The 15126-nt window shown below is 59.5% G+C and carries 13 protein-coding genes; 8 read left to right on the top strand and 5 right to left on the bottom strand.

The window, feature by feature from the left end:
• Nucleotides 1-298 precede the first annotated feature (298 nt).
• Both ACE3SE_RS00705 and ACE3SE_RS00700 read left to right on the top strand, forming a co-directional pair.
• Nucleotides 299-1939 carry an NRAMP family divalent metal transporter gene (locus ACE3SE_RS00705; RefSeq protein ID WP_374553270.1) on the top strand — a complete coding sequence of 547 codons (1641 nt, stop codon included), beginning with the start codon at nucleotides 299-301 and terminating at the stop codon, nucleotides 1937-1939.
• A gap of 120 nt (nucleotides 1940-2059) precedes the next feature.
• Nucleotides 2060-2764 (top strand): MgtC/SapB family protein, encoded by a 705-nt coding sequence (locus ACE3SE_RS00700; RefSeq protein ID WP_178972927.1) that lies wholly within the window; start codon nucleotides 2060-2062, stop codon nucleotides 2762-2764.
• A 66-nt stretch (nucleotides 2765-2830) separates the two neighbouring features.
• On the opposite strand, the gene ACE3SE_RS00695 is transcribed toward ACE3SE_RS00700, so the two are convergent.
• Nucleotides 2831-4006 (bottom strand): DesA family fatty acid desaturase, encoded by a 1176-nt coding sequence (locus ACE3SE_RS00695; protein WP_045845187.1) that lies wholly within the window; start codon nucleotides 4004-4006, stop codon nucleotides 2831-2833.
• Between the two features lie 142 nt (nucleotides 4007-4148).
• Here ACE3SE_RS00695 and ACE3SE_RS00690 point away from each other — a divergent pair, with 142 nt between their 5' ends.
• A complete protein-coding gene (locus ACE3SE_RS00690) occupies nucleotides 4149-5750 on the top strand; it encodes a YdgA family protein (protein WP_374553267.1) in 1602 nt (533 codons plus the stop codon).
• Between the two features lie 87 nt (nucleotides 5751-5837).
• Here the strand turns inward: ACE3SE_RS00690 and ACE3SE_RS00685 are convergent, their stop codons facing one another.
• Complete coding sequence (locus tag ACE3SE_RS00685) at nucleotides 5838-6038, bottom strand: (2Fe-2S)-binding protein (protein ID WP_045845189.1); 201 nt, start codon at nucleotides 6036-6038, stop codon at nucleotides 5838-5840.
• Nucleotides 6039-6119: 81 nt separating this feature from the next.
• Here ACE3SE_RS00685 and ACE3SE_RS00680 point away from each other — a divergent pair, with 81 nt between their 5' ends.
• From ACE3SE_RS00680 to mnmA, 3 genes are read left to right on the top strand one after another with little or no spacing between them, the layout of a single operon-like run.
• Nucleotides 6120-6566, top strand: coding sequence for an NUDIX hydrolase (locus ACE3SE_RS00680; protein WP_374553265.1), 447 nt, complete (start codon nucleotides 6120-6122; stop codon nucleotides 6564-6566).
• Nucleotides 6567-6589: 23 nt separating this feature from the next.
• On the top strand, nucleotides 6590-7147 hold the full coding sequence (locus ACE3SE_RS00675; RefSeq protein WP_374553264.1) for a hypothetical protein: 558 nt from the start codon (nucleotides 6590-6592) through the stop codon (nucleotides 7145-7147).
• Entirely contained in the window at nucleotides 7144-8220 is a 1077-nt protein-coding gene (mnmA, locus tag ACE3SE_RS00670; protein ID WP_045845191.1) for a tRNA 2-thiouridine(34) synthase MnmA, read from the top strand. Before ACE3SE_RS00675 ends, mnmA begins: the two co-directional genes overlap by 4 nt.
• 42 nt (nucleotides 8221-8262) lie before the next feature.
• Here the strand turns inward: mnmA and ACE3SE_RS00665 are convergent, their stop codons facing one another.
• The gene (locus ACE3SE_RS00665; protein ID WP_374553262.1) at nucleotides 8263-9039 is read right to left on the bottom strand and encodes a helix-turn-helix transcriptional regulator; all 777 of its coding nucleotides are present in this window, start codon (nucleotides 9037-9039) and stop codon (nucleotides 8263-8265) included.
• Between the two features lie 180 nt (nucleotides 9040-9219).
• Here ACE3SE_RS00665 and ACE3SE_RS00660 point away from each other — a divergent pair, with 180 nt between their 5' ends.
• Together ACE3SE_RS00660 and ACE3SE_RS00655 are read left to right on the top strand one after the other, a co-directional pair.
• The gene (locus ACE3SE_RS00660; protein ID WP_374553261.1) at nucleotides 9220-10035 is read left to right on the top strand and encodes a carbon-nitrogen hydrolase family protein; all 816 of its coding nucleotides are present in this window, start codon (nucleotides 9220-9222) and stop codon (nucleotides 10033-10035) included.
• Between the two features lie 85 nt (nucleotides 10036-10120).
• Nucleotides 10121-11455 (top strand): APC family permease, encoded by a 1335-nt coding sequence (locus tag ACE3SE_RS00655; protein WP_374553260.1) that lies wholly within the window; start codon nucleotides 10121-10123, stop codon nucleotides 11453-11455.
• Nucleotides 11456-11526: 71 nt separating this feature from the next.
• Here ACE3SE_RS00655 and speA read toward each other — a convergent pair whose 3' ends face one another.
• Entirely contained in the window at nucleotides 11527-13407 is a 1881-nt protein-coding gene (gene speA, locus ACE3SE_RS00650; RefSeq protein ID WP_199101749.1) for an arginine decarboxylase, read from the bottom strand.
• 356 nt (nucleotides 13408-13763) lie between these two features.
• Nucleotides 13764-15053: an NAD(P)/FAD-dependent oxidoreductase gene (locus tag ACE3SE_RS00645; protein WP_374553258.1), complete on the bottom strand. Its 1290-nt coding sequence runs from the start codon at nucleotides 15051-15053 to the stop codon at nucleotides 13764-13766.
• Nucleotides 15054-15126 lie beyond the last annotated feature (73 nt).

Here is a 15126-nt window from a genome sequence, read left to right as displayed (position 1 = left end):
CTACCCCAGTAGCGCGGTCGCACAGAGCAGCATGACGGCGAGCAGTACGATGAGGATGCCCTATCGCCACTGACATCCCCTTCTCCTCCCGCCTCCCCTCTGTGTGACCTCCCCGACCCGGCCCTTGTGCCACGCCGTATTGCCGTACCGACCTCGCCACGACAAGCCAGCAGGATGCCTGGATATCTCGCGTTTCATGCCTGCCATGAGACCAGACATCCATACCCCCTGAAAGGCAGATCCGAGCCGTCGGACCGCACCAGAATGCTTATGCAGTAACAGTTTCAGGGAGTAACACATGTCCAATCAAGATAACCGCACCGCCGTACTGGATAGCGCCCACATCGGGGACATCCGCGGCGCGCTGGGCACCATTCGTCACAACGACACCGATGCCCGCCATGGCTGGATGGCCAAATTCAAGACCCTGCTGGCCATTCTCGGCCCCGGCCTCATCGTGATGGTGGGAGACAACGATGCCGGCGCCTTCAGCACCTACGCCCAGGCCGGACAAAACTACGGCACCTCGCTGCTGTGGACGCTGGCACTGCTGATTCCCGTCCTTTACGTGAATCAGGAAATGGTGCTGCGCCTGGGGGCCGTCACCGGCGTGGGCCATGCCCGGCTGATCCTCGAACGCTTTGGCAAGTTCTGGGGTGCCTTCAGCGCCATCGACCTGTTCCTGCTCAATGCGCTGACCATCGTCACCGAATTCATCGGCATCAGCCTGGGGATGGATTTTCTGGGTGTACCCAAAATTGTCGGCGTGGGCCTGGCTGCGGTATTCATCATGCTGTCGGCCAGTACCGGCGACTTCCGCCGCTTCGAGCGCTTTTCGCTGATTCTGGTGGCCGGCAGCCTGCTGCTGGTTCCCATCCTGGTGATGGTGCACCCGCCGATGACCCAGGTGGCGCATGATTTCCTGGTGCCGCAAATGCCGGCTGGCGGCAAGCTGGCCGACGTGATGCTGCTGATCATCGGCATTGTCGGCACCACCGTGGCACCGTGGCAGCTGTTCTTCCAGCAAAGCTATCTGATCGACAAGCGCATCACCCCGCGTTTCATCTCCTATGAGCGTGCCGATCTGTGGCTGGGCATTGCACTGGTGGTGATTGGTGCGGTGGCCATGATTGCCTTCACCGCCCAGGTGTTCATGGGTCATCCGGAGTTCGGCAACTTCCAGGATGCCGGCGCGGTCGCCAATGGGCTGGCCAAATACTATGGCAGCCTGCCTGGCACGCTGTTTGCCATCGCCCTGATTGACGCCAGCATCATCGGCGCCATGGCGGTATCGCTGTCCACCGCTTATGCGCTGGGCGATGTACTGAGCCTGAAACACTCGCTGCACCGCAAGCCGGGTGACGCCAAGGGCTTCTATGCCATGTATTGCGGCCTGATCGTGCTGGCTGCCGCGCTGGTGCTGATTCCGGGCGTACCGCTGGGCCTGCTGACCAATGCCGTGCAAACCCTGGCCGGCGTGCTGCTGCCCAGCGCCACCGTCTTCCTGCTGTTGCTGTGCAATGACAAGGATGTACTGGGCCCGTGGGTGAACGGCCGCTTCTTCAATGTGCTGTCGGCCATCATCGTGGCGGTACTGGTGCTGCTGTCCATCATCCTGACTGCGGCCGTGGTCTTCCCCGACATGTCAGGCGAAACCATCAGCAATATCCTGATTGGTGGCAGCGTGATCGGCCTGATCATCGCCATCGTGGTGAACGTGCTGCATGCCCGCGAAGAAATGGAAAAGGGCCAGGTTGCGCATCACAAGGCACGCAAGGTGGATTTGCATCACATGCATACCTGGCGCATGCCGGCGCTGGACCAGCTGCCCCCGCTGGTGCTGTCACAGCGTAACAAGCTGTGGATGGCCGTGCTGCGTGGCTATCTGGTCGTGGCCATGGGCATGGTGATCTACAAGGTTGTCGCCTCCATGCTGTAACACCCTGGCAGGACCCCATGGTCCTGCCCTACCCTCGCATGACAGCTGGCGGTTTCGTCAGATTGCAACCGCCAGCTGTTACACATACGCCTGCACCAGACCATAACAACAGGAGGCTGCATGCACTTCGATTTTTCTGTCTTTACCCATTCCTTTATCGCACTGGTCACTGCCTTTTTGCTGGGCTCGGCCATCGGTTACGAGCGCCAGGTGCGCCAGCGTACTGCCGGCCTGCGCACCAATGCACTGGTTGCGGTGGGCGCAGCTGCTTTTGTTGATCTGGCCATGCGGCTGGGCGGCAATGAAGGCGCCACTCACGTGGTGGCCTATGTGGTATCCGGCGTCGGTTTTCTGGGGGCCGGCACCATCATGAAGGAAGGCCTGAATGTACGCGGGCTGAATACCGCCGCCACCTTGTGGGGTTCGGCCGCTGCCGGTGCCTGCGCCGGAGCAGGCCTGCTGGATGCGGCATTACTCGATGCCATCTTCGTGCTGGCCGCCAACACCCTGCTGCGACCCGTGGTGAATTCCATCAACCGCACTCCGCTGGATGATGAGCACAGCGAAGTCACCTACCAGCTGTGCGTGATCAGCGACGAGGAACAGCAAAAGCTGGCTTTCTCCATGATAGACGCGCTGCTGGAGCGGGCGCAGTACCCGCTGGGTGATGTGAATGTCGAGCCATTTGGTGATGACGATGTGGAAATCACCGCCACCTTGCTGTCGACTTCGGCCGACTCCGCGGTACTGGAAGGGATTGCCGCCCAACTGACTGCCATGCCTTACATCAAGCAGGCCTACTGGAACCAGAGCATTACCGAATAACCATCTTGTTTGCCCATAAAAAAACCCGCCAGGACGGCGGGTTTTTCTTGTGCCAGACCAAAGGCATCAGGCCACGGCGGTCGTACGCAAATTCAGGGCAAAACGCTCCAGCGCGGCAATGCCGGATTGCTCGGCCCGCAGGCACCAGTCCTGCAGCTCGTGCAGCAGCTGCTCACGCGTCAGCGAGGAGCGTTCCCACAAACGGCACAGCTCCTGACGCATGGTATACACCGTTGTCAGCGTAGGGCTGTGCTGCAACAACAGTTCCAGTTGCGCCTTGTCACACTCCGGCGTGTCTTTGGCATCCTGTTTCAGCCAGATTTTCATCTTGCGCGACAGATCGTCCATATCGGGCAAGCTGACTTGTTCCAGCTCCTTGCGATACACCTCTTTGAGCTCGCGCGCATAACGTGCGGCAATGGCATAGCGGTTGGAAATGATGGCCTGCAGATGTTCCAGGTCCAGCTGCGGACGGCTGGCATCCTGAGCCAGACGCGGTGCCACGCGGCGCACCTTGGCCAGATGGCAGATTTCCAGCATGCGGATATACATCCAGCCGATATCAAACTCGTACCATTTGTACGACAGCTTGGCCGAGGTGCCGAAAGTGTGGTGATTATTGTGCAGCTCTTCACCACCCACGATGATGCCCCAAGGGAAAATATTGGTGGACGCATCTTCGTTCTCGAAATTGCGATAACCCCACCAGTGGCCCAGGCCATTGATGACCCCCGCCGCCCAGAACGGAATCCACACCATTTGCACCGCCCAGATGGACAAGCCGGCCGGGCCGAACAGCAACAGGTCGATGGCCAGCATCAGGAAGATGCCCTTGCCAAAGTGTGGTGTGTACAGCTTGTGCTCGATCCAGTCATCGGGCGTACCGTGACCGAACTTGTCCATGATGGACTGATCCTTGCAGGCGGCGCGGTACAACTCCACGCCTTCCCACAACACTTTCCTGATACCCAGGATTTGCGGGCTGTGCGGGTCTTCCGGGGTTTCGCACTTGGCGTGATGCTTGCGGTGGATGGCGGCCCACTGCTTGGTCACCATGCCGGTGGTCAGCCACAGCCAGAAACGGAAGAAATGGCTGGGCAGCGGATGCAGGTCCAGCGCACGATGCGCCTGATGGCGGTGCAGAAAAATGGTGACCGAGGCAATGGTGATGTGCGTCAGTACCAGGGCAACGACGATATACCCCCACCACGGGAGATCCAGCAAACCGTTAAGCCAAAACATGCGGGCAGACAACCTTGTAAATGGGCAATCCTCCATTTTAACCAATAGACATGGCAGTGTCAGGGTGTTTTCTAAGGTTCGACTTGCGGCGTGCATGGTGTACCATAGGGCCTTATTCCACACACCCTTCAGAAAAACGCTTGTGTTGCCAAAACGACGTCTGATTATTGCGGGAGCCACCCTTGGTGGCCTGTTGGTGTTCAATGGCGCGGCTGCCTTCTGGGCCGGCATGAAAGCCGAAGACACGCTGGAAGAACAGTACAAGATGCTGGCCAGCCTGCCCGTATTCAAGGTGAAGTCCCACAGCTATGACCGCGGCTGGTTCTCCTCCACCGAAACCACCGAGCTGGAATTCAATCGCCGCCTGTCCGGGCCGTATGAGAGCATGCTGCCGGACAACTTCAAGCCCTTGTTGAACTCCACCATCAAGTTCACCAACCACATCAAGCATGGCCCCTTCCCCGGCCTGTCCAGCCTGGATTTCCGTCCTGCACGCGCGCTGGTCACCACGGAATTTGCCATGAGCGATGCCACCCGCAAAACGCTCAAGACCTTCTTTGGCGACAAGGACCCGATCACCATCACCAACCGGCTGGGTTTTGGCGGCGGTGGCGCACTGAACATCAATGTGCCGTCCTTCGACTATGAAGAAGCGCTGTCCGGCGTGAAGATGAAATGGAAAGGCTTCGACCTGAAGCTGGACTATGCATCGGGCTACAAGGAATACAAGACCGAAGCCAATTCGCCGGGCTTCCTGCTGGAAGCCTCCAGCAAGGGCAGCCTGGCCTTTGACGGCGTGCGTTATGTGTCCGACATCCGCCCCGGCGCCACCGGCATCAAGCTGGGCACCAGCGAACTGACCGTGGGCAATGTGCAGCTCAACTGGAAAGACAGCGTTCCTTACAGCATCAAGCTGAACGAACTGGTTTACCTGATGACGCGCATGCGGGTGGGTGAATTCATCAACCCGTCCGGCGAATTCAAACCGTCGGCGGTATCGCTGAAGAATTTCCGCTACCAGATTGTCAGCAGCGAGCAGGACGAATTCGTCAATACCCGCGGCAAGCTGGACTTTGCCGAGTTCAACTACAACGACCAGCACTACGGCCCGATGCGGCTGGACGTGTCGGCCAACCATCTGCACGGCCCCACCCTGCTGAAACTGGATCAGGCCATCAGCCAGATTCCGTTTGAAGGCGTGGACCCGGCGGTGTTGCGCAAGCAGTATATCGACACCATCAAGCAGACCGGCATTCCGCTGCTCACCAACAATCCCAAGCTGGTGATCAACGACTTCTACCTGAAGATGCCCAGCGGCGAAACCACACTGCAAGGCAGCCTGGGGCTGAACGGACTGCAGCAGGCCGACCTGAACAACTCCACCGCCTTCCTCAAGCGTTTTGAAGTGGAAGCCAGGCTGAGCCTGCCGCGCAAGACCCTGGAAAACCTGGTGGTGGCGCAAGCCCGCACCCTGTTCATGGTGGACCAGAGCGCGGAAGTGCAGCCGAACATGGGTGAAGTGGAAGACCTGGCGCGCAATCTGCTGGATAGCCAGCTGACGCAGTGGAAGGATGAAAAATTCATCAATGAAGACAAGGGGCAGATTTCCACCCAGCTGAATTACAAGGGCGGCAATCTCACCATCAACAGCAAGAAGGTTGCCCTGCCATGGGAAGAGCAGGAAGACCCGGCGCCGGATGCCTCGGCACCGGCAGCCAAGAAACAGACCAGTGCTGGCAAATAAGCAGTCGGCACAAATAGCAAAGGGGGCCAGGGCCCCCTTTTTTTACGCCACTGCCGACGTCATTTCATCACAACATGCCCTGCCCACTCAGGCAACAGCACGCCCCGGATGACAGGCACTCATCTGCTGCAGCGTTTCCTTGCGCAGCTGGTTGGCACAACAGGCACACTTGCCGCACTCGGAAGCCACACCCAGCTCTGCCCGCAGGTCACACATGCGAGTGGCACCGTCTTCTACTGCCTGACGGATCTGGCTGTCGGTTACCGCGTTGCACAAGCAGACATACATGGCACAAACCCTGAATGAGAATAATTCTCTGTATGGTATTTTCAAATAATAACGATTGTCAATTACATTAGGAGCAGTCACATGCAATGGAAGCCGAATACCACAGTGGCCACCATCGTGGAACGGGATGGTCGCTATCTGATGGTGGAAGAAGAAACCGAGCAAGGCCTGCGCTTCAACCAGCCCGCCGGTCATCTGGAACACGGAGAAACCCTGTTTGCCGCCGCCATCCGCGAAACGCGCGAAGAAACCGGCTGGGAGGTGGAATTACAACACCTGGTGGGCATTTACATGGTGGACAAACCGGACAGCGACATTACCTGGCTGCGTTTTGCCTTTGCCGCGCGTGCGGTGCAACATCACCCGGCAGAAATACTGGATGCAGGGATTGTCAGCGCGCACTGGCTTACTTACGATGAAATCGCCGCCCGCCTGTCGGAACACCGCAGCCCGGTTGTCATGCAATGCCTGGATGACTACCGGCTGGGACAACGCTTTGCCCTGGACCTGATACACCATCAACCCTGAAGCTGGCGGCAAGGGAGGAAACCTTGCGCCACCTTCACCTGCTGCTACACCGCTGCCTGTGGCTTGGCATGCTGCTTGCCGCCGGGACGCTGCATGCGGACCCCTTGCAGCTCTGTTATGATTACGGCTGCGCCAAACAGCTGGAAGTGGAAATTTCCGAAGAAGCCCGCGACTGGCTGGCCCGGCTGTTCGAGCATCCGCAGGATGCCAGTACCGAACGCAGCCAGATCCAGCGTGCCGTCCAGGCCCTGTACTGGCTGTCGGCACAAGACAGCCCGCTGTGGCACGACAAGGGTGGCGACCGCTTCGACAACGATGCCGACGGCCGCATGGACTGCATCGATCACAGCCATAACGACTCAGCCTTCCTGCAGTTCCTGGCAACCCAGGGCTGGCTGCATTTTCACCGGGTCGACCCCATTGTGCGACGTACCCGCTGGCTGGTGACCCAACACTTTGCCAGTCATATCACCGAGCAGGACACCGGCCAGGAATGGGTGGTGGACAGCTGGTTCAATTCATTCGGGGAACCACCCGTAGTGGTGCCCCTGGCTCTCTGGAAAGAAGGATTTTCCCCGTGACGGGTAAGAAACGTATTGTCGTCGGCATGTCCGGCGGTGTGGATTCGTCGGTAACCGCCTGGCTGCTCAAGCAACAGGGCCATGAAGTCATCGGCGTATTCATGCAGAACTGGGAAGACGACAACGACGACGAATACTGCTCCATCAAGCAGGACGCACTGGATGCCATGAGCGTGGCCGACATCGTCGGCATCGACATGGAAATCGTCAATTTCGCCAAGGAATACAAGGACCGCGTGTTCTCGTACTTCCTCAAGGAATACTCGGCTGGCCGCACCCCCAATCCGGACGTGCTGTGCAATGCCGAAATCAAGTTCAAGGCCTTTCTGGACTACGCGCTGGAACTGGGTGCCGACTGCATCGCCACCGGCCACTACGCGCGCAAGATGGAAAAGGACGGGCTGCACTACCTGATGAAGGCAGTGGACCACACCAAGGACCAAAGCTACTTCCTGTACCGTCTGCAGCAACACCAGCTGGCCAAGGCCATCTTCCCGCTGGGCGACATCCGCAAGACCGAGGTGCGCAAACTGGCCGAGGAAGCCGGCCTGCCGACAGCAGCCAAGAAGGACTCCACCGGCATCTGCTTTATCGGCGAGCGTCCGTTCCGCGAGTTCCTGCAACGTTATCTGCCCACCCAGCCGGGCCAGATGGTGACAGCTGAGGGCAAGGTGGTGGGCGAGCACATGGGCCTGATGTACTACACACTGGGTCAGCGCAAGGGCCTGACCATAGGCGGCAGCAAGGATGGCAGCGGCGAACCGTGGTTTGTTGCCGGCAAGGATATTCCGGGCAACAAGCTGATTGTGGTGCAGGGGCATGATCACCCGCTGCTGCTCAAGCCCACACTGGCGATGAGCGATTTGTCCTGGACGCTGAACGGCGCACCGGCAGCCGGCGAATACGCGGCCAAGAACCGCTATCGCATGGCCGATGCTGCCTGTTCGCTGTCGCCGGTGGTGGATGGCCAGGCCACCCTCACCTTCCGCGAAAAACAGTGGGCGGTGACGCCGGGCCAGTCTGCCGTGCTGTACGACGGTGATATCTGTCTGGGCGGCGGCATCATCCAGTAAGCAAGCCCGGCATCACACCAAGCCTGCCACGCGCAGGCTTTTTCACGCCCGGCTGGCGCGCAGGAATACCGAAAACAGCTCGGATTGCGAATTGATGCCCAGCTTGCTGTACAGATGTTTCTTGTGCACACGCACGGTTTCCACCGATATCTGCAAGCGCTGGGCAATCGCCTTGCTGGAATGACCGCCCAGCATCAGCTGGGCAACCTCGTTCTCGCGCAGGGTGAGGCCCTGCCCCTCCAGCCCGACCGGGGCTGCCTGCGGCGCGGCCACAGCAGGCTTGCTGGCGGCCAGTTGCTCAAAATGCAGGCGCTGGCGCATCAGGGCCAGTACCCAGGGCTGCAACAGGCTCAAGGTCGCCATCTGCTCCGGGCTGAAGCGCTGCCCTGCCCCCAGCGACAGGCACAAGGTGCTGCCATCCTCGCCGGGCAGGTTGAACTGCACCTCGTCCTCGACAATGTTCAGGCGGAAATAGCGCTGGTAGTAATCGGTGAAGGGGAAACGGTCCGGCGCTACCTCGTCCAGCCGCAGCAGCCCGGCATGGCGGTACTCCAGGCTGGCGACATAAAACGGGTCCAGCCGGTACAGTCCCTGCAGATAATCCTGAAACAAGGTATCCACCCCGCCATCGGCCATGGCCTGCTCGGCCAGCACCGTGGGCGGGCGGTCCGGGTAAAACAGCAGCACCACCCAGCTGTCAAAAGCCACATAATCGGCCAGCACCCCCAGCAGGGACGGCCAGAACACCGGTTTGTCCAGCTGATCAATCAAACGCCCCACTGTGCGATGCCAGGCGATATCCTGTATTTCCAAGGCCACGACTACCCCAATCTGGTTACCCACTTGATGTAATTTTCATACGCTTGACAGCAGCCGATACTGAGCCCTGCGCTGACAGCTTCTCAAGCTAGCACGCTTCCAGACTCTCCAACAGCCTCCCTGCAGACAACGGGGCAGCGCCAGCGATGTAGTCTGACAACATTCAACCAAGGAGACAGCATGATTGTAGAACTGGCCCAGCTGCCCGGTGTCGATGGCGACATCCCGGCCAACACCGCCAGCGCCCTGGACGCCATCGCCCGTTGCGGGCCCGATACCCGCCTGCTGGTATTCCCGGAAACCTATCTCAGCGGTTTTCCCACCACCGACAATATCGCCACACTTGCCCAGCCCATCGACGGCCCGGCCATCCGCACCATCCAGCAGGCGGCACGCGAGAAAAACATCAGCATCGCCATCGGCTTTGCCGAGGCGCATGAAGGCCGCTTTTACAACACCACCGCCCTGCTCACCCCGCAAGGTGTGGCACTGGCTTACCGCAAAACCCATTTGTGGGCATCCGACCACGGCATCTTCACCCCCGGCGATGCACTGGTGAGCTGCGAGTGGGAAGGCCTGCGCGTCGGTATCCTCATCTGTTTCGATATCGAGTTCCCGGAAACAGCCCGCGCGCTGGCACAGCAAGAGGTGGACCTGCTGATTGTCACCAACGGCAATATGGACCCGTACGGCCCGGTGCATCGCACCGCGATCACCGCGCGCGCCATGGAAAACCAGTTGTTCGCAGTGATGACCAACCGCTGCGGCAGCGGTGATGGCCTGCAATTTGCCGGCGAAAGCGCGGTGATCAACCCCTTTGGCCAAGTGGTAGCCAGTTGCGGACGCGACCCGCAACAGCTGCGTGTGGCACTTGACCTGAAGCAACTTGAGGCCAGCCGCCGCGATTACCGCTATCTGCATGACCGGCGCATTGCCCTGGCAGGTGAAGTCATCAACGGCGAAAACGGCCAGCGCAGCTTCCGCATCCGGCACTAGCCACGCCCTAGCAATCACTGGCAGTCAAAACAAAAGAGACAGGCTCATGACAACAAACACAAACATGAGCAACAAAGGAGAAACAATGGAAACGAAACAACTGGAGCGCTCGCTGACGCTGGGCTCCGTGGTGCTGTTTGGCCTGGCGTACATGACGCCCATCATCGTGCTGGGTACCTTTGGCATCCTGGCGCAAATGACCGATGGCATGGTCCCCGCCTCCTATCTGGTGGCGCTGGTGGCCATGTTGTTTACCGCCTACAGCTATGGCCGCATGGCAGCGGCCTTTCCGGTGGCCGGTTCAGCCTACACCTACACCCGCAAATCCATCCACGCCAAGCTGGGCTTTCTGGTGGGCTGGGCGGTGTTGCTGGACTATCTGTTCCTGCCAATGGCCATCTGGCTGATCGGCGCAGCCTATCTGGCGTCGGCCTTCCCCAGTATTCCGATGGCCGTATGGGTGATTGCCTTCATCGTGTTCACCACGCTGATCAATATCGTCGGACTGAAGATGGCCAATACTGTCAATTACCTGATGATGCTGCTGCAATTCCTGGTGCTGCTGGCCTTTGTCGCGCTGTGCATCCACTATGTGGCGGGCGATGCCAGCAAGCCCTTGTGGAATCTGGCGCCCTTCTTCCGTGGCGACATGAAGCTGCCGATGATCATGGCTGGTGCCGCCGTGGCCTGTTATTCCTTTCTGGGTTTTGATGCGGTCAGCACACTTACCGAGGAAACCCGCGATGCACGCCATACCATTCCGCGCGCCATCATGTGGATTACCATCATCGGAGGGCTGATTTTCGTGGTGGCGTCCTACTTTGTGCAGCTGGCCCATCCGTCCAGCCAGTTCAAGAGCGTGGATGATGCTGCGTTCGAAATTGCCAAGAATATCGGCGGCGACCTGTTTGCCAGCATCTTCCTGATCGGCCTGATCATCGGCCAGTTTGCCTCCGGGCTGTCGGCGCAGGCCAGTGCCTCGCGTCTGCTGTACGCCATGGGCCGCGACGCGGTGCTGCCGCAGTCCGTGTTCGGCAAGCTGCATGCGCGCTTTCGCACCCCGGTGAACAATCTGGTGATTTGTGGCGTGGTGGCCTTGCTGGCACTGAAGCTGGATGTCACCACCTCCACGTCATTCATCAACTTTGGTGCTTTCCTGGCGTTCAGCTTCGTCAATCTGTCGGTGATTGCGCACTACTACGTGCGCCAGCGTCGCCGCGCACCGCGTGACTTCTTCTTGTTCCTGCTGTTTCCGCTGATCGGCATGCTGGCCGACCTGTGGCTGCTGGTCAGCCTGGATAGCCGTGCCATCATGCTGGGCCTGATCTGGCTGGCGCTGGGCATTGCCTATCTGGCCAAGCTCACCGGCTTCTTCCGCCGCGAGCCGCCGGAACTGGATTTTGTCGAAGCCGAAGGCTGATTTTCTGAGCAATACACGCAAAAAAGCCCTGATTTCTCAGGGCTTTTTCTTTGGCATCAAACCTGCGCGGCTTACACCGACAGATAGGACGACTGCTTCAGACCACGGCAGAACTCGGCAAAGAATACATTGCGCTCGTCGCTGGACAGATCGGCCGCACGGGCTTTTTCCTCGTAGCGGTTGAGGATTTCCTCCGGCGACAGGTGCACATAGCGCAGCATGTCTTCGATGGTGTCATGCTCTTCCACGCCGGCAAATTCCAGCTGACCGTTGTCGCGCACATAAACGTTGACCGAGTCGGTATCGCCAAACAGATTGTGCATGTCGCCCAGGATTTCCTGGTAGGCACCCACCATGAACACGGCAATCAGGTATTCCTTGCCGGGTTCGACATCATGCACCGACATGCTGGATTCGATGCTTTGCTGGTCGACATACTGCTTCACCTTGCCGTCCGAATCGCAGGTCAAATCCTGCAGCACGGCGCGGCGGGTGGGCTGCTCGTCCAGCCGGTGGACCGGCATGATGGGCAGGATCTGGTCGATGGCCCAGGTATCCGGCAGGCTCTGGAATACCGAGAAGTTGCAGAAATACTTGTCCGCCAGCTTGTCGGTCAGCTCGTCATACACCTGGCGCTGCGAACGCTGGCTGGCTTGCAACTGGCGGTGCAGGCGACGGCACAGGGTGGCGTGCACGTCCTCGGCCATGGCTTTTTCCTTCAGCGAAATGCGGCCGGCGGAGTACAGATCGGACACGTCGGACGCGTAATGGCTGGCGCGGTAATAGATTTCCGTCACCATTTCCTCGTCGGTCAGCTCCATCAGCTCGAACAGCTTGCGCACCGGCTTGGCCAGTACCGACAGGTCGTCCACTTCCGGCACGCTTTCCGGCAGGCGCTCCACGTCGGTCACGTTCATGATCAGCACCGCGTGGTGCGCGGTCATGGCGCGGCCGGATTCGGACAGGATGCGCGGGTGCGGAATGCCGTTTTCGTCGCAGAACTCGGCCAGCATCGACACGATGACCTGGGCGTATTCGTCCATGTCGTAGTTGATGGAGCTGGCATTGCGCGAATGGGTGCCGTCATAGTCCACGCCCAGACCACCGCCCACATCGACATGGTCAATCGGCAGGCCCAGCGCACGCAGTTCGGCAAAGTAACGCACGGCTTCGCGGAAGCCGGCACGGTAGTCGCCGATATTGGCAATCTGCGAACCCATGTGGAAGTGCATCAAGCGCACGCAGTCGGACATGCCGGCAGCGGCCAGCTTGTCGGCAGCAGAAATCAGCTGGGCCGCGGACAGGCCGAACTTGCCCTTGTCACCACCGGTATCTGCCCATTTGCTGCTGGCCAGCGAGGACAGGCGCACGCGCATGCCCAGCATCGGGCGCACGCCCAGCTTCTGGCTTTCTTCAATCGCCAGGTCAACTTCGGATTCTTTTTCGATGACGATGAACACCTGATGGCCCAGCTTCTGGCCGATCAGCGCCAGACGCACGAACTCGCGGTCCTTGTAGCCATTGCAGATGATGGTGCCGCCCTTGGGGGCCAGCGCCAGCACGGCCATCAGTTCCGGCTTGGAGCCGGCTTCCAGACCGATGGACACGTCGCGGGTGGCGATGATGCTTTTCACCACCGCTTCTTGCTGGTTCACCTTGATGGGGTAAATGGCGGTATAGCGATTGCCGTAGTTTTGCGTGGCAATGGCGTTGTCAAATGCGCCGCACAGGCGGGTCACGCGGTCTTGCAGGATGTCCGGAAAGCGTACCAATAGCGGCAGATCCAGCCCTTTTGCTCCCAGTTGACGGCTCAATTCGTGCAGATCAATACGTGTGGCATGGCGCACATTCGGCTGCACCTGGATGCATCCGTTGTCGCCCACGTCGAAATAGCCCGCCCCCCAATGCCGGATGCCGTACAGGCTCCGGCTATCAGCCACAGTCCAAGCCATGAGATTTTCCCTCAATGATTCGATGGATAACCCCGCTCCTTAGTGCGCGGCTTTCGGGCTACAAAGCTTTTATGTGGGCCTGGGATGTCGGAGCGAAACAATTGATTGTCGGTGTTTTGCATTGCAAAACGAGCGCGGATTTTAACAACATCACGCAGCTTGACAAGTAAAAATTTGATGACGGAACCACAGCGGCATTTTTTGGGGCAAAGCCGTGTCCGGCACAGCCCGGCGTGACGGCAAAAAAACGGCAAATATGCTGCCTGATCAGGCTTTTGACAGCATATCTTCCATTTTGTAGTGCTACACGATAATCATCATCCAACTGGCATGCAAAGGCAGATCAACAACGTGCTTTACAGCGCATCCTTCATCCGATAATAGGCCATGCCCAGCACCAGTGCTGGCGTGCGCAACAGCTTGCCACCGGGAAAGTCGCGGTGCTGCACGCGGGCAAACACATCCAGCCGGCCTGCGGTGCCGGCAATGGCTTCGGCAATCACCTTGCCGGCAATCCCGGTGACATTGACCCCGTGGCCGGAAAAGCCCTGCATGTAGTAGATATTGCCCGCCAGACGGCCCAGGTCCGGCGCGCGATTGACGGTGATGTCGCAAAAACCGCCCCAGGCATAGTCCACCTTCACATCAGCCAGCTGCGGAAATACCCGCAACATATCGCTGCGCATTGCCCCGGCCAGATCGTGCGGCTCGCGCCCGGAGTAACTGACCTTGCCACCAAACAGCAGACGGTTGTCCGCCGACAGGCGGTAATAATCCAGCACGAAGTTGGTATCGCACACCGCCATATTGTTGGCGATCAGGCTGGCCGCGCGCTCACGCCCCAGTGGCTCGGTGGCAATTACATAGGTGCCGGCCGGCATGATCTTGCGCTCCAGCTGCGGCAGCAGCTGGCCAATATAGGCATTGCAGGCCAGCACCACGTGCTGGCAACGCACTTGCCCCTGTTCGGCATGCACCACCGGTTGCGCGCCCTGCTCCAGTCGCAATACCGGGGACTGTTCGTAAATCTTCACCCCGGCGGCGATGGCGGCACGCGCCAGACCCAAGGTGTAGTTGAGCGGATGCAAGTGGCCGGAACGCGGATCAAACAAACCACCCTGATAGCGTTCGCTGCCCAGTTGCTGCGCCAGCGTAGCCTTGTCCCACAGCTGCATGCCGCCATAGCCGTATTCGGTTTCAGCCTCGTGTTGCCAGGCTTCCAGCTCCTGCATGTGGCGTGGCTTGATGGCGGCATTGCAAAACCCACGTGCCCAGTCGCAGTCAATGCCGTGTTTTCTTACCCGCTCATCGATGATGTCCACCGCCTCCACCGACATATCCCACATCACCCGCGCCAGTTCGCTACCCAATTGGGCACGCAAGGTGTCGGTGCCGCAGGCATAACCGGCAATCACCTGTCCACCATTACGTCCGGAAGCACCAAAACCGATGGCGCTGCCTTCCAGCAAGGTGACGGAAAAACCGCGCTCGGCCAGGTTGAGCGCGGCGGACAAACCGGCCAGCCCGCCGCCCACCACGCAGATATCGGCACTGACCGCGCCTTGCAGTGGCGGGCAGGCCTCCCAGTGGCTGGCACTGGCCTGGTAGTAGGACGGCACGGCAGGCTGATGGGCGAAGCGGAGCATGAGAACCTCGGTGACAGGAAGTTGAATTGCGTGAAACAAAAGCCATGACTACGGGCGTAAAAAAAGCGGACAC

This window comes from Aquitalea pelogenes (assembly GCF_041914625.1).
Classification (GTDB): Bacteria; Pseudomonadota; Gammaproteobacteria; order Burkholderiales; family Chromobacteriaceae; genus Aquitalea; species Aquitalea pelogenes.
This window is presented reverse-complemented; position numbering and strand designations above follow the sequence as displayed.